Raw genomic sequence first — 18,543 nt, forward strand, 5'->3', positions numbered from 1 at the left:
ACCCATGAAGGACTTCCACGGCAAGGTCGCCGTCATCACCGGTGCGGGTGCCGGTATCGGCCGGGCGCTGGCCCTGGAGCTCGCCCGCAACGGCGCGCAGTTGGCGCTGTCGGGGCGCAATCTCGACAACGTCGCCGAGACCGCGGCGCTCTGCGAGAAGGAGGGCGCGAAGGCCCGCGCCTACAAGCTGGACGTGACCGACCGCGCCGCCGTGTACGCGCACGCCGACGAGGTCGTCGCCGACTTCGGCAAGGTCAATATGGTCATCAACAATGCCGGTGTCTCGCTGACCGCCAATATCGAGGAAGTCTCCTGGGAGGACCTGGAGTGGATCTTCGGCATCAACTACTGGGGCACGCTGCACGGCGTGAAGGCGTTCCTGCCGCACGTGATCGCCTCCGGTGACGGGCATATCGCCAATGTCTCCAGCATGTTCGGCCTGGTGGCCTGCCCCAGCCAGGGCGGCTACAGCTCGTCGAAGTACGCCATGCACGCCATCAGCGACGCGCTGCGCCAGGAGATGATCATCGCCGGCTACAACGTGGGCGTCTCCAGCGTCCACCCCGGCATGATCAAGACCGAAATCGCCTGGAAGGCAAGGGCCGCCGCCACCCGCGACCGCGACGACCTGGCCGCCAACTTCGACCGCCTGGCCCAGACCAGCCCCGAGGACTGCGCCAAGACCATCGTCAACGGCATCCGCAAGAACAAGCCGCTCATCCTGATCGGCAAGGACGCCAAGGCCATGAACATCATGCGGCGTCTGCTGGGCTCGGGCTACATGAAGCCCCTCACCGCTCAGATGCGCAAGGAAATCTGAGCCTGGTCGCGACCGTGACCATGCGTCCGGACGACGGCCACCACTCGGCACCTCTGGTGTTGGGGTTCGGTGGCCGTTCGTGTTTCTACAGCTTCGACAAATTAATAGGTTCAATTTCAGAAGGACGGAGGGCAGTCGATGCGCATCGGCATGCTCATGCCATATCTCGACGGCTTGGTGACCGACGGAGGGTTCCTGCGGGAGTTCGCGACGGCGGCGGAGGAATGTGGTCTGGATTCGATCTGGACCGTGGAACATGTTGTGGTGGCGGAGAATTACGAGCCGCTGTACCCCTATTCGCCGGATGGGAAGATGCCGGGCGGGGATCTCGGGGTGCCCATGACGGATCCGCTCGAGACCCTCGCGTTTCTGGCCGCCGCCTCGAGCACGTTGAAGCTGGGTACGGCGATGGTGGTCGCGCCGCTGCACAGTCCGGTGGTGCTGGCCAAGCGGGCCGCGACGCTGGACCGGCAGTCCGATGGACGCCTCCTGCTCGGCCTCGGAATCGGCTGGCAGAAGGAGGAATACGCGGCCATCGGGGTGCCGTTCGAGGAGCGCGGGGCGCGCCTGGACGACTGCATCGGGGTCATGCGGGCGCTGTGGACGCAGTCCCCGGCGAGCTACCAGGGCAAGCACCTGTCGTTCGAGCGGCAGTTCTGCCTGCCGCAGCCGGAGCGTTCCATCCCGATCGTGCTGGGCGGCAACAGCGCTCCCGCCGTGCGCCGGGCGGCCAAGGTCGGCGACGGCTGGTTCCCGTACACCATCTCGTCGGCGGACTTCGCGCGCGGCGCGGATAAGATCCGTGAGATCGGCGCTGCCGCAGGACGTTCCGAGGACGCGGTCGAGATGACCATCTGGCCCGGCTCGTTCGACTTCACCCGCGAGTTCGACCCCGAGTACGTGCGCCCCTATGTCACGGCGGGCGCGAGTCGCATCGTGCTGACCCCGCCCATGTTCGGCCCGGAGTCTCTGCTCAACGGTGTGGAAAACCTTGCGGGGTATGTGGATCGGTACCGCAACGAGGTGGAGGCGAAGCTGTGAACCCCGCTACTCCGGTCCGCGTCGTCGACCGCGTCGTGCTGCCCGTCGACCGCGCCGAGGACTGGCTGACCCGCTGGCGCGGCGAGTACCTGCCCGGCGCGACGGCCCGAGGGCTGCGCGCACCGCAGGTGCTGCGCGAGTACACCGGCGCGGATTCGATTGCCGTGCAGATCGTCTGGGAACTCCCCGGCATCTACGACTTCTACGGCATGCGGGGCGCGGCGGCGGCCGATCCCGCGGTGGCCGCCTTCTGGTCGACCACCGATACCGTCGCCGTCACCCGCGAGCGCCACGTGCTGGCGGTGCAGGAGGAAAAACCATGAGCCGCTGGGTGATTCTCGCCCCCGCCCCCGACAGTGAGGCCCGGCTCACCGCCGACGCCGCCGTGGCCGTGGCGACCCCCGGTGTCACGCACTGCTCGGCGGGCGTCGATCAGCCCGGCAGCACCGGCGGCCAGGGCGCACTGTGGGATCTGACCGCCGATTCCGCGCCCGCCACCGTGCTGCCCGGCCTGCCGGAGGCCGCCGATATCGTGCCGCTGGCCCCGGTACACGCCCGCGTGGTGCGCCTGGATTCGCCCCGCCGCATCAAGCGCACCTTGCTGCTCACAGTGCGCCACGACACCCCGCCGGAGACGGTGGCCCGCTTCGAATCCGATCTGATGGCCATGCCCGCCCACATCGCCGCCATCAAATCCTGGTCACTGAGCCGGGTCCCGGGCCATCCGCGCTGGACGCACGTGTGGGAGCAGGAGTTCGCCGATCCGGACGGCCTCAACGGCGACTACCTGCTGCATCCGTATCACTGGACGCACGTGGACCGCTGGTTCGACGCGGAGATCCCGGGCTCGATCGTGGAACCTGCCATCGCGCACCTGTACCGGTGGGCGGACGGCCCGGTGCTGGGGAACTGATCAGATCCCTTCGCGCAGTTGCGCTTTGAGCACCTTGCCGCCGGTATTGCGCGGGAGGTCGTCGACGAAGACGACCTCCCGTGGCACCTTGTAGCTCGCCAGCTGCGTGCGCGACCAGGCGATGACGGCGGCCGGGTCGGGGGTGACGCCGTCGGCGGCCACCGCCACCGCGCGGCCCACCTCGCCCAGGCGCGCATCGGGGATGCCGATCACCGCGACATCGCGAATATCGGGATGCCGCAGCAGGATTCGCTCGATCTCGGCCGGGTAGGCGTTGAAGCCGCCGACGATGAACATGTCCTTGAGACGGTCGGTGACCCGCAGGTAGCCGTCGTGGTCGAGACTGCCGATATCGCCGGTGCGCAGGTAGCCGTCGTCGATGGCGGCCGCGGTGGCCTCCGGGTCGTCGAGGTAGCCGAGCATGACGTTCGGGCCGCGCACGACGATCTCGCCCGGCTCGCCGGTCTCCACGTCCTTGCCGTCGCGGTCGACGATGCGGACCTCGCTGCCCGCCAAGGGCTTTCCCGCCGTGCCCGCCACCAGTTCGGCGGGGGCGTCGGGCGGGCAGATGGATACGACGCCGATGGATTCGGTGAGCCCGTAGGCGGTGAACACGAACGGCACCCGCAGGTCGTCGCGGATGCGGCGCACCAGCTCGGTGGGGATGGTGGCGCCGCCGGTGCCGGCCAGGCGCAGCGAGCCCAGCATGTGGTTGTCGTGGTCGGCCGCCAGCAGGTCGGTGAAAAGCGTTGGGGGACCGGCCAGCACGGTGATGCGTTCGCTCTCGATGAGCCGCAGCGCGCCGGTGGCGTCGAAGCGTTCCATCGGCACCATGGTCGCCGTCTTGAGCAGGCAGGCCAGGATCCCGGCCTTGTATCCGAAGGTGTGCGAGAACGGATTCACCAGCAGGTACCGGTCACGCGCGCGCAGCGTGACCGCGTCGGCCCACTGCGCGAACACCTCCAGGCTCTGACGGTGGGTGGCGAGCACCCCCTTGGGCGCGCCGGTGGTGCCGGAGGTGAACAGGATGTCGGAGACGGCGTCCGGGTCGAGCTCGGCGGTGCGTTCGGTCGCCGACTGCGGCGCGATCACGGTGCCGGGGGCCAGGAACCCTTCCCAGGAGCTGATGTCCCAGTCCGTGTCGCCCTCGCCGCGGGCGTCGTCGAGCAGGATCAGATGCTCCAGATCCGGTAGCGGAACGCCGGATTCGGCCAGCATGCCCGGATAGTCGCGGCCCAGGAACTCCTGCACCGTGCACACCGCCTTGGCGTGACTGCGGGCCAGCACGTCGGCGGCTTCCGCGCCGCGCAACCGGGTGCTGATCGGCACCAGAGTCGCGCCCGCGCCGAGCATTCCGAGCGCGGTGACCACCCAGCGCATGCTGTTGGGCGCCCAGATCCCGACCCGATCGCCGACTTCCAGACCGGACGCCATGGCGGCGCGGGTGACCGCAGCGACATCCTCGGCGAGTTCGGCAAATGTCAGGCGTCCGGCCGGTCCGGCCATGGCCACCGCGTCCGGATACCGCCGTGCCCTGTCCGCCACCAGTGCCGGGATGGTCGTCACGGGTCCGACCGTGGAGCTCCCGCCCGAGTGCCGCCGATCCATCCGCCCATCCTGCCCCAGCGCCGTTGCGTGAATCCCCATTTTCGCTGTGCCATCCCACTGACCGGCCGTGCCAAGGTGCACGGGTTGCGAACGCCCGGCGTACCGGTGATCGGGATGGGAGTTGGGTGTGGGAGGGGTCACGCGGCACGCTCGATGGAGTGGTCCCGTGGGGGGACGGGAGATTGCCCGGCAGGCCGCTCGAGCAGCGGCGGAGCGCTGGAGTGCGAAATGAATCCAGGATCTCGGAGGAGTGACATGACGGCCGGAACGGAGTTGGTGCGGCGTCCCGATGCGGACGCCGTGACCGTTGTCGAACTCGACGGCGCGTGCGGGCTGTCGCGGGAGCGGATCGGCGGCAAGGCGTGGAGCATCGACCACATGCGGTCGCTCGGTCTTCCGGTGCCGCCCGCGTTCGTCATCACCACCGACGGCTGGGCCGACTACACCCGCCGGGGTGTCATCGCCGAGGAGATCTGGGCGCAGGTGCGTGACGGCATCGCCATGATCGAGCGCGGCACCGGTCGGCGCTTCGGATCCGCGGAGCGGCCGCTGCTGGTGTCGGTGCGCTCGGGCGCGGCCATCTCCATGCCCGGCATGATGGACACCGTCCTGAACCTGGGCATGACCGACGCGGTGCAGCAGGCGCTGGTCGCCGAGACCCGCAATCCGGAGTACGCGCGCGACACGCGCCAGCGTTTCGTGCACCAGTACCGCGAGACCGTGCTCGGTGACGCGCACGGCGAGGTTCCGGCCGATCCGTGGGAGCAGTTGCGCGGTGCGGTCGAGGCCGTGTTCCAGTCCTGGGATTCCGCGCGCGCCAAGACCTATCGCGCCCATCGCGGCCTGCCCGACACCCTCGGCACCGCGGTCACCGTGCAGGCCATGGTGTTCGGCAATCTCGACGAATCCTCCGGCACCGGAGTGCTTTTCACCCGCAACCCGAACACCGGCGACGGACCCGTCTACGGCGAGTGGCTGGTCGGCGGGCAGGGTGAGGACGTGGTGTCGGGCCGGTTGACCCCGCGCCCGCTCGACGACCTGGCGGCCACCCAGCCCGCGGTGCACGAGCGGCTGATCGCCGCCGTGCGGCTGCTCGAGCACGACGGCCGCGACATTCAGGACGTGGAGTTCACCGTCGAATCCGGGACGCTGTGGCTGTTGCAGTCGCGTCCGGCCAAGCGTTCGGCGCGGGCCGCGGTGCGATCGGCGGTGGCGATGGTCGCCGAGGGGCTGATCAGCGCCGATGAGGCCCTCGACCGGGTCACCGCCGAGCAGGTGCGCGAGGTGCTGCGCCCGGCCTCGGGCGACAGCGCCGGTCAGCTGCCCCTGGCCCGCGGCGAATCCGCCTGTCCCGGACTGGCTTCCGGCATCGTGGTGACCGACCCCGACGAGGCCGAGGCGCGCGCGGAGGCGGGGGAGGATGTCATCCTGGTGCGTCCCACCACCAGCCCGGACGATCTGCACGGCATGATCGCCGCCCGGGCCGTCGTCACCGAATTGGGCGGCACCACTTCGCATGCCGCGCTGGTGAGCCGGGAACTGGGCCGCCCGTGCGTGGTCGGCTGCGGGCCGGGCGTCGTCGACGCGCTGGCCGGGCGGACGGTGACCGTGGACGGCGGGGCCGGTCTGGTGCTGTCGGGCGAGGTGGTCGCCAAGCCGGTCGAGCAGGCCGTGCTCGCGGATGTCGCGCAGCTCGCCCAGTGGGCGGGCGTGGACGACGCGGGGCTGGCCGAGCGGCTCGAGCGTCGCGCCGCCGCCGAGACCGTCGCGGGGCCGGAAAACGCCGAGCAGGAAGAGGTTTCCGTGCACGTTCCCGTCACCGAGCTGGCCGTGCTGCGGCTGGTCGGCATCAAGGGCCGGGTGAACGCCGACAATCTGGCCGCCAGCCTGTTCGCCGAGACCGCCGAGATCGCCTCCTGCTGTGAGCATCTGGTGACCGCCGGATACTGCGCGACCACGCCCGCCGGTTTCCGCATCACCCCCGAGGGCCGTCCCCGCCTCGAGCAGTTGCTCGCCGAGGAACGCGCCACCGTCGACGCGGCGGCCATGACCGCCGCCTACGACGAGTTCTGCGTCTACAACGCCGATCTCAAGGTGATCATCACCGACTGGCAGATGAAGGACGCGGCCACCGTCAACGATCACGCCGACGCCGAATACGACGCGTCGGTGCTGGCGCGCTTGGGTGACACGCATCAGCGGTTGCGTCCGCTCATCGGGCGGCTGGGCGGGTTGGCCCCGCGCCTGTCGCGCTACCTGGACCGGTTGGACCGGGCGGTGGAGCGGATCGGCGAGGGCGATCACACGTATGTGGCCCGGCCCATCATGGACAGCTATCACACCGTCTGGTTCGAGCTGCACGAAGACCTGATCGGCCTGTGCGGCCTGACCCGTGCGGAAGAGGCGGCGGCCGGCCGTGCCCACTGAGCCTGTGTACAGCCGCTGGGTCGACTTCGCCCAGATCGACAATGTCCGAGATCTCGGCGGCCTGCCCGTAACCGGTGGCGGCACTACGCGATTCGGCGTCGTACTGCGCTCCAGCACCCTGCAGCAGGCCACCTGTGACGACCTGTCGCGGCTGGTCGAGGGCCTGGGCCTGCGCACGGTCATCGACCTGCGCCTGCCCGACGAGGTGGAGCGCGAGGGTTACGGCCTGATCGGCGACGCTGACGTCCACATCGCCAACCTGCCGATCCGCAAGTCGCCCCAGTCCTCACTGGCCGCAAGGGATCTGGTCCCCGACAAGACCCGCGTCGACCTGACCGAGCTCTACGGTCAGCTGCTCGGCGGCAGCGGCGAGCACATCGTCGAGGCGGTCCGCCTGATCATCGACCCCGCTCGGCACTCGGTGCTGTTCCATTGCGCCGCGGGCAAGGACCGCACCGGGGTCCTGGCCGCCGTCCTGTTGGACGCGGTCGGCGTCCCCGCCGAACCCATCGCCGAGGACTACGCCCTCACCAACGAGCGCATGCAGCGGGTCCGCGACCGTCTCGACGCGCTCCCGTCCTACGAGGGCCTGCCGCAGGCGAATACGGGCATCCTGGCCGTCACCCCGGAGGTCATGCTCGGATTCCTGAAGAACCTGCACGCCGAGCACGGCGGCGCGGCCGAATGGCTGCTCGCCAACGGTCTTTCGGCCGCCGAGCTCCAGCGTCTGCGCGAGGTGCTGGTCGTCGCCTAGACCGTGTAGCCGCCGTCCACGGCCAGCGACGTGCCGGTGATGTAGCGGCCGCCGGGGCCTGCCAGGTAGGCCACGGCGGCGGCGATGTCCTCGGCCTCGCCGAAGCGGCCCAGGGCGGTGAGGCCGCGTTGGAAGTCGCCGGAATCGCCGTCGGCAGGGTTCATATCGGTGTCTATGGGGCCCGGATCCACTGTGGTGGCGGTGATTCCGCGCGGACCGAGCTCGCGGGCGAGGCCCTTGGTGAGGCCGATGAGGGCGGTCTTGGCCATGGCTTGGAGGACGAAGTTCTCGCCGGGGACGCGCCCGGTGAAGCAGGAGCCGATATTGATGATGCGCCCGCCCGCGCCGAGGTGACGGGACGCGGCCTGGGCGGCCAGATAGATGGCTTTGACGTCGACGGCCAGTACTCGGTCCAGGTCCTCGAGGGTGGTCTCGCCGATCGGGCCGTAGGCGAGGAATCCGGCGTTGTTCACCAGAATGTCCAGGCGGCCCAGCGCTTTCACCGTCTCGTCGACGGCTGCCGCCGCGGTGGTCGGATCGGTGAGATCGGCGTGGATGATCACCGCCCGGCCGCCCTCCAGCTCGAGCTGGTCGGCGACCGCCTGCGCCTGCTCCTTCGACTGGGCATAGGTCAATGCGACGGCCGCGCCCGCGCCGGCCAGCCGCCGGGCGATCGCCGCGCCGATGCCGCGGCTGCCTCCGGTCACCAACGCTACCTTGCCGGTCAGCTCACTCATGTTGCTCCTCCATCGCATGGCGGATATCGACTCAGGGAGCGTAAGAAGCGATTTGGCGCGTAGGACCGACGTCGTCACGCCAGCTGCGGACAGTTCACGCCACCGGCAGCAGTGATCGCACGCCCGCCGGGAGATCGCCGGTCAGGTCAGCCTCGCGGATGAAGGTTTCCAGGGTGGTGCGGAAGGCGCGGGCGGCGTGGGTGGGGGTGACGTCCTTGCGGTGGGCGAGGGCGACGGTGCGGTGCAGGCCGTGGGCGGCGTGCCCGCCGTCGCCGGAGAGCGGGATGCCGCGCAGTCCGGGGCGTCCGGCCAGGACTGTGCTCGGTACGACCGCGATGCCCAGGCCCACCTCCACGAAGCGCAGGACGGCATCCATCTCGCCGCCCTCGACCGCGAAGCGGGGTTCGAAGCCCGCCTCGCGGCAGGCGCCGATGGTGGCTTCGCGCAGGTCGTAGCCGGTGCGGAACATGACCAGGGGCCGGTCGCGCAGGTCGGTGACGCGCAGGTGCGGGCGCTGCGGCAGGGAGGTGTCGTCGAACCGGGTGGCGATCACCAGGTCCTCGCGCAGGATCGGGGTGGTGGCCAGCGGGGTGTCCTCGGCCAGCGGCAGGATGACCAGCGCCGAATCCAATGCGCCCCTTGTCAATTGCCGCACCAGATCGCGGGAACCGCCCTCCTCGACCAGCAGGCTGATTCCCGGGTACGCGTCGTGATAGCGGCGCAGCGCGTCGGCCAGCAGCCCCGAGCACAGCGAGGGCGTCGCGCCCAGCCGCACCCGGCCGCGCCGCAGTCCGGCCAGCTCCTGCACCTCGAGGCGTGCCGTGTCGACATCGGCCAGGATCCGGGTGGCCAGCGGGAGCAGCGCCTCCCCGGCCGGGGTCAGGGTGATATTGCCGCGGGCGCGGCTGAACAGCTCGGTGCCGAGTTCGGTTTCCAGCGTGCGGATCTGCTTGGACAGCGAGGGCTGTGCGACGCCGAGCTCATCGGCGGCCTTGGTGAAATGCCTGGCCTGCGCCACGCCGAGGAAGTACGTCAACTGCTGCAACTGCACCCTCGATAGCCTAGGACTATGGACTTCGGAAAGACGATGCCGAGGCAATGATCACAACTGCCGTGTGACATCGTTCACGCCACGAATTCACTACCGGCAGTAGTAATTCGGTGCGCAGCTCGGTCCATAGGCCACGGTCATGGACACCAGTCCCAAGCGGACTTGGACCGGCTGCGCGCGGCGGACGTAGCTTCCGCTCATGGCTATCGCATTACCCGAGCTCTACCGCACGACGGTGGGCAAGAAGGCCGTGATGGCGGTGACCGGGGGCATTCTCGTTCTCTTCCTCATCGCCCACATGGCCGGGAATCTGAAGGTCTTCTTGGGCGCGTCCGAGTTCAACCACTACGCCGAGTGGCTGCGCACGATCGGCGAGCCCGCCATCCCCCGGCGCGGGGTGCTGACGGCGGCGGAGGTCGTGCTCGGGGTGAGCGTGCTCGCGCATCTGTGGTCGGCGGTCTCGCTGGCCCGCACCGCGCGGCGGGCACGGCCGGTGCGGTACGCGGTGAAGAAGTCGCATGCCAATGGGTATGCCGTGCGCACCATGCGGTGGGGTGGGGTGATCATCGCCCTGTATGTGGTCTGGCATCTGCTGGATCTGACCTTCGGCGCAGTGAATCCGGTGGGCCGCGCCGCGACTCCCTACGAGAAGGTGGTGGCCGACTTCGCGCCCTCGCACTGGTACGTCACCGTGTTCTATGTCGTCGCCATCGTCGCGGTCGGGCTGCATCTGCGGCACGGGATTCGCAGCGCCTTCCAGACTCTCGGGCTGGCGAGCGGCAGCAGTTATCGGGCCTACGACCGGGTGGCGGCCATCGTCTCGGCCGTGCTGGTCGCGGGTTTCCTGGCCGTCCCGGTCGCCGTCACGTTCGGATGGGTGAAATAGCCATGAGTGAAAGACTTTTCGAGATCGGCGAGCCGATCGCCGACACCAAGGCCCCGACCGGGCCGATCGCCGAGCGCTGGACCACCCGCAAGTTCGAGGCCAAGCTGGTCAATCCGACGAACAAGCGCAAGAGGACGGTCATCGTCATCGGCACCGGGCTCGCGGGCGGCGCGGCGGGAGCGACGCTGGGGGAGCAGGGGTATCACGTCATCCAGTTCTGCTTCCAGGATTCGCCGCGCCGCGCGCATTCCATTGCGGCGCAAGGCGGTATCAATGCCGCCAAGAACTATCGCAACGACGGTGACAGCGTGCACCGGCTGTTCTACGACACCGTCAAGGGCGGGGACTACCGGTCGCGGGAGTCGAATGTGCACCGGCTCGCGGAGATCTCGACCCAGATCATCGATCAGTGTGTGGCGCAAGGTGTTCCGTTCGCGCGCGAGTACGGCGGTCTGCTCGACAATCGATCCTTCGGCGGGACGCAGGTCTCTCGGACCTTCTACGCGCGCGGGCAGACGGGGCAGCAGCTGCTGCTGGGCGCGTATCAGGCTTTGATGCGTCAGATCGACGCGGGCACAGTGGAATTGCATGCCCGTCACGAGATGCTCGACCTGATCATGGTCGACGGGGTGGCGCGCGGCGTGGTGGTGCGTGACCTCGTCACCGGGGCGATCCGGTCCTACACCGGGGACGCGGTGGTGCTCGCCTCGGGCGGGTACAGCAACGCCTACTTCCTGTCGACCAATGCCATGGGCTCGAATGTCACCGCGTCCTGGCGCGCGCACAAGCACGGCGCGTACTTCGCCAATCCGTGCTTCACCCAGATCCATCCGACCTGCATCCCGGTGTCGGGCGAGCATCAGTCGAAGCTGACGCTCATGTCGGAGTCGCTGCGCAACGACGGACGGGTGTGGGTGCCCGCGCGGGTCGGCGATCACCGTGCGCCCGAGGACATTCCGGAGGACGAGCGCGACTACTACCTCGAGCGCATCTACCCGGCGTTCGGGAATCTGGTTCCGCGCGATATCGCCTCGCGGGCCGCCAAGAACGTGTGCGACGAGGGGCGCGGGGTCGGGCCCGGCGGGCTGGGCGTCTACCTGGACTTCGCCGAGGCGATCTCCCGGCTCGGGCTGGAAGCGGTGAAAGCCAAGTACGGCAACCTGTTCACGATGTACGAGCGGATCACCGGGGAGGATCCGTACGCGCGGCCCATGCGCATCTTCCCGGCCGTGCACTATACGATGGGCGGGCTGTGGGTCGACTACGACCTGCAATCCACCATTCCCGGGCTGTTCGTCATCGGGGAGGCCAACTTCTCCGATCACGGCGCGAACCGACTGGGCGCGTCGGCGCTCATGCAGGGACTGGCCGACGGATACTTCGTGCTCCCGGCCACCCTCGGCGACTATCTGGCGCGCGGGCCGGTCGGGGAGGTGCCGGACGCGGCGGTGAAAGCCGCTGAGGCGCGGGTCGTTTCGATGATCGATCGGCTGCTGTCCATCAAGGGTGATCGCACGGTCGATTCCTTCCATCGGGAACTCGGCCACCTGATGTGGGAGTACTGCGGGATGGAACGCACCGAGGCGGGACTGCGCAAGGCGCTCACCCTGATTCCCGCACTGCGCGCGGAGTTCTGGGAGCGCGTCAACGTGCCCGGCTCCGGCGACGACCTCAATCAGTCGCTCGAACGGGCGGGCCGGGTCGCCGACTTCCTCGAACTGGCCGAACTCATGGTCGTCGACGCGCTGCACCGCACCGAATCCGCGGGCGGCCACTTCCGCGCCGAATCGCAGACCGAGGACGGCGAGGCCCGCCGCGACGACGCGAACTTCTCGTATGTCGCGGCCTGGGAGTGGAACGGCGGGCAGCCGCCGACGCTGCACCGCGAGGCCCTCACCTTCGAGTACGTCCACCCGACCACCCGGTCCTACAAGTAAGGGGAGCACCGGAAATGAAACTCACACTGCGGATCTGGCGGCAGCGCGACTCCCGGGACAAGGGCGGCCTCGTCGACTACCGGGTCGACATCTCACCCGACGCGTCCTTCCTCGAGATGCTCGACGTCCTCAACGAAGAGCTCACCGGCGCGGGGGAGGAGCCCATCGCCTTCGACCACGACTGCCGCGAAGGCATCTGCGGCATGTGCTCGCTCGTCATCGACGGCACCCCCCACGGCCCCGAAAAAGCCACCACCACCTGCCAACTCCACATGCGCAAGTTCACCGACGGCGACACCATCACCGTGGAACCCTGGCGTGCCAAGGCTTTCCCCGTCGTCAAAGACCTCGTCGTAGACCGCACCGCCTTCGACAAGATCATCCAATCCGGCGGCTACATCACCGCCCCCACCGGCACCGCCCCCGAAGCCCACTCCGTCCCCATCCCCAAACCCGCCGCCGACTACGCCTTCCAAGCGGCGGAGTGCATAGGCTGCGGCGCCTGCGTAGCCGCCTGCCCCAACGGCTCCGCCATGCTCTTCACCGCCGCCAAAATCACCCACCTCGGCCTCCTCCCCCAAGGCCAACCCGAACGCTACTCCCGCGTAGCGGCCATGCTCGAAACCCACGACGCCCTAGACTTCGGCGGCTGCACCAACACCGGCGAATGCACCCTCGCCTGCCCCAAAGAAATCCCCCAAGACGTAATCGGCCGCCTCAACCACGACCTCCTCCGCGCCACCCGCCACCGCCCCTGACCTACCCGAGCACGTCTCCCCGCCGCATCCGCTCGATCGCGGCGTCGGTGGACAGTTCACCGCGCAGTTCGGGATGTTGCCAATAGAACTGGATGGTGTGGTAGAGCAGTCCGCCGTCGACCGGGTACATGATGGGCTGTATCGAGATCACATCGAGGTAGGTGCGCTGTCGGAACCATCGGAATCGCCAAGGCACCGCGATATCCGACGGTTCGCGCGGCTGGATCAACACCATCGGGATGCGGCGTCGCGAGCGACCGCCGGTGGGGTCATCGCAGGTAGGAACGACGGCATTTACAGCGGCCCACGGGAGGTATTGCTCGAGCGCGCCGTTGTTCTGGCGGATGCCGCGCTCGGAAAGCACGAGGCGTCGCGGAACACGTAGTGCCGCAATCAGTAGCGCGGCCACTGCGATCGCGGCCAACGCGACGGCGAGCAACGGGATCGCCAATACGATGCGCGACGTGGGGGCGCTCGAACGGGAAGTGAAGCGGGTAACCGCCAGCATCAAAAGGAACAGGCCGCCGGACAAGCACAGCAGCGATCCCAGCACATAGGTCAACGCGGTCATGGGGACAGCGACGGATCGCTCGCCGCTCTCATCGACCGGGAGCAGGATTCGCCCCGCGGAGGTTGGCCGGTGCGGCCGCAGCCGCAGTGCGCTCAACGCGACGAACAGCATCGAGAGCACCAGGCCCGAGGCGCCGAACAATGCCCGAATGCCTTGTCCCGCAGAGATTCCCCCGACGGTCACCGCCGTGTAATACACGCTGGCGGCACCGAAGAATATGATCGCGGCTATCGGCCACCTCGGGGTTGCGCCGAATTCGGTGGGCCAGGGAATTCGCATGCCGACCTGCCTCATACCTGTCATTTGTCGAATGGTTTCTCTGCTGCCCAGCCGCCCAGCGAGCCACCGAACCACCCGCCTGCGGCCGCGCCGAGGACGGTGAAGACCGGAACGGTGACCTCGACGAACGGGCCACCGAGGAGACCAACCTGAGCCCCGAGAGCTGCGCCCGCCCAAGCTCCGCCGACATCGCCGACCGTGGTGCCGACCGTATTTGCGATGGCGGCCGGAGCGGGCTTGCCGTTTTCCCAGTCCTGCCAATTCACATAGGCGGCGAGTCCACCACTGGCGACGGGGCCACCGAACTTGCTGATCTTCCCCAGTGTTTCGGCCTTCGCCGCCAGGCCTGCGGCATCATCGGCGGCGTTGACGGCGGTGACCGCACTGCGTCCAGCCGCTGGGTCACCGGCCTCGAGTTGGGTGACCATGCGAGTCAGCGCGTCATCGGATGTCTGGGAGAGGGCTTGTGCGCGTTGGGCCATGGACTGGCTCGACAGACCGATCTGCTTGCCCGCGGCATCGGAGACGATGCCAGTGGTGACGGCCCCGGGGTGCTCCTTGAACGTTCCTGTCGTCGAATCCCAGAAGTCTCCAACCTGCTGGCCGGTCCAAGCCTTGACCGAGTCCCATGCCGACGGACCGGGCTGCCCTGGCTGAGGCGTCGCAGAACCGAGGACGGACCCATCGCTGAACCTTGTCACGACCCTGCCATCCGGCTGTGTCGTGGTCATCGCGGAACGACCGTCGGCGTACTGGGTGTAGATGGAGCCGTCGGGCTCCAGCGTGGAGCGCGTGCCGCTGGAGTTGGCCGTCGCGGTCAACTGCTGCTTGCCGTCAGGGCCGATGGCAAAAGTCTGGGTATTGGTGGAGCCGTCCGGGCGGGTGAGGACATTTGTGACGGATTTGCCGTCTGCACCAGGGATTTCGGTGAGGGTCGCACCATTGCCGAGCGGGCTGGACAGTGTCTCGGGGCCGAGGGTGCCGTCGGTGTTGACCGGGCGGGTGCCGATTCGGCCGTCGCCCTTGGGGGTTGAGACTGTTCGGGTCTGGGTGCCGTCCGCGGCGGTGGTGACGGTGTCGATGATGCCGGTGCCGTCGTTGCGCGGGGTGGCGACCGACGTTGTCTCGGGGCCGGTGCCGGTGTGAGTTTTGGTGACGATGGTGCCGTCGGGTTGGACCGTCGATTCAGCGGTGGTGATGGTGCCGTCGGGGTTGGGGGTGAGGGTGATGCGGCCGCCGTTGGGGAGGTCGGTGGAGACCGGGACGCCGTCGTGGAGTTTCACCGCCGCCAGGGCCGGGTTGAAGACATCGCCGCCTTGGGCCTGGGGGAGGCCGCCGGTCAGAAGGTTGATGAGCGGGTTGACGAGTTTGGTTACCGGGGCGAGCTTTTCGATCTCGCCGATCGCCGTGGTGATCTTGGCGGCCCAGGCGTCGTCGCTGTCGCCGAGGGAGGTGGCCAAGCCTTGCAGGCGGATGGTGTCGTTCTTGGCGTCGTCGGCGCGTTTGCTGTCGTTCAGCGTGTCTTTGACGGTGAAGTCTTGATCGACGGTGAAGTGATCGCCTTCGAGCGCCTTCACGCTCGATTGGAGGTCCGCGATGATCGGCTGCATCGCCGAGTACGCCTGAGAGCATGCGTCGGCCAGATTGAAGTACGCGGTGCCTACGGCCTTGATCTGGGTGTACTCGTGGTCGGCGCGGCCGAGGGCGGAGGCGGCGGCGGGTCCGGACCAGTCCAGGTTGTGGATGGTGCGCTGCACGGTTTCCGCAGTGTTGTCGATGGTGATCACGATGCCATTGGCGGAGGAGGCCACGTCGGCGAGGGATAGCGGATTCCAGGCCAGGACCTGGTCCTTGCTCGGCGTGCCCATCAGATCTGGCCGTCGTTGAGTTCGCCGATGGCGGCCAGTTTGGCGGCGGCCTCGCTATCGGTGTCGTGGTAGGTCTTCGCCGAGGTCGACAGGGCCGACGAGAACTGCTGGAAGCGACCACAGAGGACATTTTTGGCGACCGTGCTCGCCGGATCGGCCTTGCCGAGGGCGGCGGCGATGGCCGAGCCCTTCATGCCGTCCACCCCGCGGCTCGCGCCGAGCGGCGGCGTGGCTTTGGTGTCCTTCACGGTGTCCGCGAGCTTTCCGATGGTGTCGGCCGCGGCGGTCAGCGTGGCCGGGGTGACTTTCAGACCCATGGATCCCCTCCCAGGTAATCGCGGCAACCGTATCATTGCCGGAACTTTGCTGCTTGCTGGAAGGGGGGTCTGATCAGCGTGTTTCTATGATGACCTTGCCTTCTTCGGAGGGGGATATCACTGGTAGGAGTTGCTCGGCTTCGGCTCGGACGGCGGCTTCGGTGGACTTGGTGAGGGGATGCCAGGGGGTTACTCGGATGGTGGAGCCTTCGAGGTCCCAGCGGCCGTGGACGAAGCCGTCTACGAGGTAGAAGGGGATGCCGCCGGAGGCGGTTTTGGCGATGCGGGCTCGGTCGGGGGTGCTGATGATGCGGGTGCGGTCGCGGTGGGCGAGGCAGGAGTTGTCGAAGGCGGGGAGGAAGCGGATGGGGGCCGGGAGGTCGGGGTCGGCGATCGGGGCTTCGGGGAGGTCGTAGAGGGTGCGGCCGGAATCGTCTGTGTAGGTGCGGAGTTCGGGGCGGAGGCGGGTCATGACTTCAGAGAGGCGGGTTACGCCTGCGAATTCTTGGATGTCGGCGGTGGTGGCGGGGCCGTAGGCGGCCAGGTAGCGGCGGATGAGGGTTTCGGGGGTGGGGGAGTCGGACAGGGGTGCGTTCAGCCATTCCTCGGCCAGGGAAACCGAGACCGAGCGGCCGTACCACGAGCCCCACGTGCCCGCGGCGTCATCGTGCAGGAGGGGGTGGATGACGCCGAGGGCGTGGACCAGGTGGCCCGACTCCCGGCCGGGGAAGCGTTCGGCCAGCAGTTTGCCCAGTTCGCGGCGGGGGAGGGTGCGGCCGGTCAGCAATTGCCGTGCGGTGGAGGCGAATTCGGCGATATCCAGGCCGGCGGTGGCGTCGCGGAGGTAGAACGAGCGCAGGGTGCGCTCGATGTCGGGGCGCACGGTCGGGTACAGCCAGCGGTAGTCGGCGGCGGTGGCCAGGTGCACGGTGCGGCGGATCATGGTGGCGCGCACCACGGTTCGGTCGCGCAGCAGGGAGGCGAGGTCGTCGTGGCGGAAGTCGGCGAGCCGGGTCCACAGGCCGATGTAGGGCCAGTTCGGTTCCTGTGCCTGCACCGCGACGAGGTGGTGGATCAGGTCGGCGGCGGGCATGGTGACCCGTTCGTTCAGCTTCTGACGCAGCAGCAGGGTGCGGTTCAGGGTGCGCAGCGAGAGTTCCGGCATGAATCCAGTGTCGGGGACTAGTAGGACGGTTCCGGTCCTAGATGGAGAGTGGATATGGACGGCGTGCGGGCGGGGGAGTTCCGGCACATCTACGACCCGAGCGAGCCCGATCGGCGCTGGTACATCAACGACCACTGCCTGATCCGCGACACCGCCGGGTTTTGGCATCTGTTCGGGATCACCCATCCCGAACCCGCCGACCCGTTCGACGAGACCGAGTTCGCGCACGCCACCGCCGCGGATCCGCACGGGCCGTGGACCAAGCGGCCCTCGGTGCTGACCGCCGATCGCGCCCGGGGCGAGACCCACCTGTGGGCTCCCTTCGTCGTCCATGACGGCGACCGCTACTGGATGTTCTACGACGGCGGCGGAACCGACCGCACCGCAACCGGGATGGGCCTGGCCACCTCCACGGATCTGTTCCACTGGATCCGGCATCCCCGTAGTCCGGTCTTCCGCGACGGCTACGACGCCCGCGACCCGATGGTCCTTCGGATGAACGATCAATGGGTGCTGTACTACTGCGCGACGAGCGCTGCCGCGGGCGGCCATCACGTCGTCGCCTATCGCACCGGCTCCGACCTCGTGCACTGGAGCGATCGCCGCATCGCCTACACCGATCCGGCCATCGGCACGGGAGCGGGCAATACCGAATCACCCTTCGTCTTCGCTCATGACGACGCCTGGTATCTCCTGATCGGCCCCCGCCCCGACTACGTCGGCACCGAGATCTTTCGCAGCGACAACCCTTTTCACTTCGACACGTCCGACCGCGTGGGGCATGTCCCGGCCCACGCCGCCGAGATGATCACCCACGACCACACCCTCTGGATCACCCACGCGGGCTGGGGGCAGGGCGGAGTCTTCCTCGCGCCCTTGGTTTTCCCGAAGCGGCCGAAAATCCGATTTCGGGCGTGGCGTGCGGTCTGAACTGGGATTCTGAATCGGGAGTCGAGAGTCCCACCCAGTGCGGGGAGGCAGGCGAATGGCCCGAATCGGCGTGATCAGTCTTTCCGACGGCCGCGACTACGTGCACGGCGGCATCGTCGGATTCATTCGGACGGCGGAGGATCGGCTCGTCGCCGAGCTGACCGCGGCCGGGCACACCGTGATTCGCGGTGTGGAACCCATCGGCGGCAACGATCGTGCGGTGACCGTGGCCCGGCAGGTGGCCGCGGCCGGGGTCGATCTGACCGTGCTGCACTACGCGGTGTGGGCGTTCCCGCACTTCACCATGCTGGCGGCGGGCGCGCTCGACGGTCCGCTGCTGTTGCTGTCGAATATCGATCCGGTGCAGCCGGGCATGGTGGGCATGCTGGCCGCGGGCGGCGCGCTCGATCAGATCGGGCGCGAACACGCCCGGCTGTGGGGTGATCCCGCCGATCCCGAACTCATCGCGGCTATCGGGGAG

17 protein-coding genes and 1 pseudogene are annotated in these 18,543 nt (G+C 68.4%); 11 read left to right on the forward strand and 7 right to left on the reverse strand.

Annotated elements, in window-relative coordinates; translation table 11 throughout:
- The first annotated feature begins 4 nt into the window (after positions 1 to 4).
- The 4 genes from ACWELQ_RS03980 (at position 5) to ACWELQ_RS03995 (ending at position 2,774) form a co-directional block, all read left to right on the forward strand.
- Positions 5 to 820: an SDR family NAD(P)-dependent oxidoreductase gene (locus tag ACWELQ_RS03980; RefSeq protein ID WP_452395531.1), complete on the forward strand. Its 816-nt coding sequence runs from the start codon at positions 5 to 7 to the stop codon at positions 818 to 820.
- A gap of 138 nt (positions 821 to 958) precedes the next feature.
- Positions 959 to 1,861, forward strand: a complete 903-nt coding sequence (locus ACWELQ_RS03985; RefSeq protein ID WP_452395532.1) for an LLM class F420-dependent oxidoreductase — start codon at positions 959 to 961, stop codon at positions 1,859 to 1,861.
- Positions 1,858 to 2,184: a hypothetical protein gene (locus tag ACWELQ_RS03990; protein ID WP_452395533.1), complete on the forward strand. Its 327-nt coding sequence runs from the start codon at positions 1,858 to 1,860 to the stop codon at positions 2,182 to 2,184. The genes ACWELQ_RS03985 and ACWELQ_RS03990 overlap by 4 nt, the downstream gene beginning before the upstream one ends.
- Positions 2,181 to 2,774, forward strand: a complete 594-nt coding sequence (locus ACWELQ_RS03995; protein ID WP_452395534.1) for a Dabb family protein — start codon at positions 2,181 to 2,183, stop codon at positions 2,772 to 2,774. Before ACWELQ_RS03990 ends, ACWELQ_RS03995 begins: the two co-directional genes overlap by 4 nt.
- Here the strand turns inward: ACWELQ_RS03995 and ACWELQ_RS04000 are convergent, their stop codons facing one another.
- Positions 2,775 to 4,382, reverse strand: a complete 1,608-nt coding sequence (locus ACWELQ_RS04000; RefSeq protein ID WP_452395535.1) for a FadD3 family acyl-CoA ligase — start codon at positions 4,380 to 4,382, stop codon at positions 2,775 to 2,777.
- A 255-nt stretch (positions 4,383 to 4,637) separates the two neighbouring features.
- On the opposite strand from ACWELQ_RS04000, the gene ACWELQ_RS04005 reads away from it, so the two are divergent.
- Together ACWELQ_RS04005 and ACWELQ_RS04010 are read left to right on the forward strand one after the other, a co-directional pair.
- Complete coding sequence (locus ACWELQ_RS04005) at positions 4,638 to 6,809, forward strand: pyruvate, phosphate dikinase (RefSeq protein WP_452395536.1); 2,172 nt, start codon at positions 4,638 to 4,640, stop codon at positions 6,807 to 6,809.
- On the forward strand, positions 6,799 to 7,563 hold the full coding sequence (locus ACWELQ_RS04010) for a tyrosine-protein phosphatase (RefSeq protein WP_452395537.1): 765 nt from the start codon (positions 6,799 to 6,801) through the stop codon (positions 7,561 to 7,563). Before ACWELQ_RS04005 ends, ACWELQ_RS04010 begins: the two co-directional genes overlap by 11 nt.
- Here the strand turns inward: ACWELQ_RS04010 and ACWELQ_RS04015 are convergent.
- Both ACWELQ_RS04015 and ACWELQ_RS04020 read right to left on the reverse strand, forming a co-directional pair.
- Complete coding sequence (locus ACWELQ_RS04015) at positions 7,560 to 8,300, reverse strand: SDR family NAD(P)-dependent oxidoreductase (protein ID WP_452395538.1); 741 nt, start codon at positions 8,298 to 8,300, stop codon at positions 7,560 to 7,562. The genes ACWELQ_RS04010 and ACWELQ_RS04015 overlap by 4 nt on opposite strands.
- A gap of 94 nt (positions 8,301 to 8,394) precedes the next feature.
- The gene (locus ACWELQ_RS04020; RefSeq protein ID WP_452395539.1) at positions 8,395 to 9,351 is read right to left on the reverse strand and encodes a LysR family transcriptional regulator; all 957 of its coding nucleotides are present in this window, start codon (positions 9,349 to 9,351) and stop codon (positions 8,395 to 8,397) included.
- Positions 9,352 to 9,550: 199 nt separating this feature from the next.
- Here ACWELQ_RS04020 and ACWELQ_RS04025 point away from each other — a divergent pair, with 199 nt between their 5' ends.
- Genes ACWELQ_RS04025 through ACWELQ_RS04035 form a run of 3 tightly spaced genes read left to right on the forward strand, consistent with a single transcriptional unit; the run spans position 9,551 to position 12,932 of the window.
- Positions 9,551 to 10,237, forward strand: a complete 687-nt coding sequence (locus ACWELQ_RS04025) for a succinate dehydrogenase cytochrome b subunit (protein WP_452395540.1) — start codon at positions 9,551 to 9,553, stop codon at positions 10,235 to 10,237.
- 2 nt (positions 10,238 to 10,239) lie between these two features.
- A complete protein-coding gene (locus tag ACWELQ_RS04030) occupies positions 10,240 to 12,174 on the forward strand; it encodes a fumarate reductase/succinate dehydrogenase flavoprotein subunit (RefSeq protein WP_452395541.1) in 1,935 nt (644 codons plus the stop codon).
- Between the two features lie 14 nt (positions 12,175 to 12,188).
- Entirely contained in the window at positions 12,189 to 12,932 is a 744-nt protein-coding gene (locus ACWELQ_RS04035) for a succinate dehydrogenase/fumarate reductase iron-sulfur subunit (RefSeq protein WP_452395542.1), read from the forward strand.
- A gap of 1 nt (position 12,933) precedes the next feature.
- On the opposite strand, the gene ACWELQ_RS04040 is transcribed toward ACWELQ_RS04035, so the two are convergent.
- From ACWELQ_RS04040 to ACWELQ_RS04055, 4 genes are all read right to left on the reverse strand, one after another.
- Positions 12,934 to 13,806 (reverse strand): hypothetical protein, encoded by an 873-nt coding sequence (locus ACWELQ_RS04040; RefSeq protein WP_452395543.1) that lies wholly within the window; start codon positions 13,804 to 13,806, stop codon positions 12,934 to 12,936.
- Positions 13,803 to 15,650: a hypothetical protein gene (locus ACWELQ_RS04045; RefSeq protein ID WP_452395544.1), complete on the reverse strand. Its 1,848-nt coding sequence runs from the start codon at positions 15,648 to 15,650 to the stop codon at positions 13,803 to 13,805. Before ACWELQ_RS04045 ends, ACWELQ_RS04040 begins: the two co-directional genes overlap by 4 nt.
- The gene (locus ACWELQ_RS04050) at positions 15,650 to 15,967 is read right to left on the reverse strand and encodes a type VII secretion target (protein ID WP_452395545.1); all 318 of its coding nucleotides are present in this window, start codon (positions 15,965 to 15,967) and stop codon (positions 15,650 to 15,652) included. The genes ACWELQ_RS04045 and ACWELQ_RS04050 overlap by 1 nt, the downstream gene beginning before the upstream one ends.
- 73 nt (positions 15,968 to 16,040) lie before the next feature.
- Positions 16,041 to 17,132 carry a winged helix DNA-binding domain-containing protein gene (locus ACWELQ_RS04055; protein WP_452395546.1) on the reverse strand — a complete coding sequence of 364 codons (1,092 nt, stop codon included), beginning with the start codon at positions 17,130 to 17,132 and terminating at the stop codon, positions 16,041 to 16,043.
- Positions 17,133 to 17,186: 54 nt separating this feature from the next.
- Between ACWELQ_RS04055 and ACWELQ_RS04060 the strand changes: the two genes are divergently transcribed.
- A complete protein-coding gene (locus ACWELQ_RS04060; protein WP_452395547.1) occupies positions 17,187 to 18,062 on the forward strand; it encodes a glycosyl hydrolase family 32 in 876 nt (291 codons plus the stop codon).
- Positions 18,063 to 18,117: 55 nt separating this feature from the next.
- A pseudogene (locus ACWELQ_RS04065) lies at positions 18,118 to 18,543 on the forward strand (hypothetical protein); the annotation flags it as partial.

Source organism: Nocardia sp. NPDC004722 (assembly GCF_053601505.1).